Annotated in this window: 1 protein-coding gene; it reads right to left on the bottom strand. The window is 65.4% G+C overall.

The features are described from left to right. The coding region (locus tag U5775_RS38865; RefSeq protein ID WP_322063426.1) for a phosphate acyltransferase at positions 1-890 on the bottom strand (890 nt) is incomplete at both ends.

The raw sequence follows: 890 nt of genomic DNA, 5'->3' as shown, positions 1-890 counted from the left end.
GCCGTCATGTTGATGATGCGTCGCACCGTCGCCGCCGGCGTGAGGATGTGCACCGGCTTCGAAGCGCCCAGCAGGAACGGGCCCACCGTCACGCCTTCGCCGCCGATCATCTTCAGCAGGTTATACGCGATGTTCGCCGCTTCCACGTTCGGCATGATCAGCAGGTTCGCTTCGCCCGTGAGCGTCGTGCCCGGGAACGACTGCTTGCGGATCAGCTCCGAAAGCGCCGCGTCGCCGTGCATTTCGCCATCGACTTCGAGCTGCGGCGCGCGTTGCGCGATCAGCTGGCGCGCGGCCTGCATGCGCTGCGAGGTCGACGAACGCACGCTGCCGAAGTTCGAGCTCGACAGCAGCGCGACCTTCGGCGTGATGCCGAACTTCTCGATCTCGCGCGCGGCGAGAATCGTCATGTCGGCGAGCTGCTCGGCGCTCGGCACTTCGTTCACGTAGGTGTCGCTGATGAACAGGTTGCGGCCCGGCAGCATCAGCAGGTTCATCGCCGCGTAGTGGTCGGCGTCGGCGGCCTTGCCCAGCACCTGCTCGATGTACTTGAGGTGATAGTCGAAGCTGTTCACGAGACCGCAGATCATGCCGTCCGCATCGCCCAGATGCACGAGGATCGCGCCGATCAGCGTGTTGAACTTGCGCATCGACGCCTTCGCGACCTCGGGCGTGATGCCCTGGCGCGCGCCGAGCTCGTGGTACGCCTGCCAGCTCTTCTGGAAGCGCGGATCGTCTTCCGGATCGACGATCTCGAAGTCGGTGCCCGCATGCAGCTTCGAGCCCATCTTCTTCAGGCGCATTTCCACCACGGACGGGCGGCCCACGATGATCGGCCTGGCGATCTTCTCGGTCAGCACGAACTGCGCGGCGCGCAGCACGCGCTCGTC

This window comes from Paraburkholderia sp. J63, from assembly GCF_905220245.1.
Lineage (GTDB): Bacteria > Pseudomonadota > Gammaproteobacteria > Burkholderiales > Burkholderiaceae > Paraburkholderia.
The sequence above is the reverse complement of the archived record's forward strand: the minus strand, read 5'-3'. Positions and strand labels throughout refer to the sequence as shown.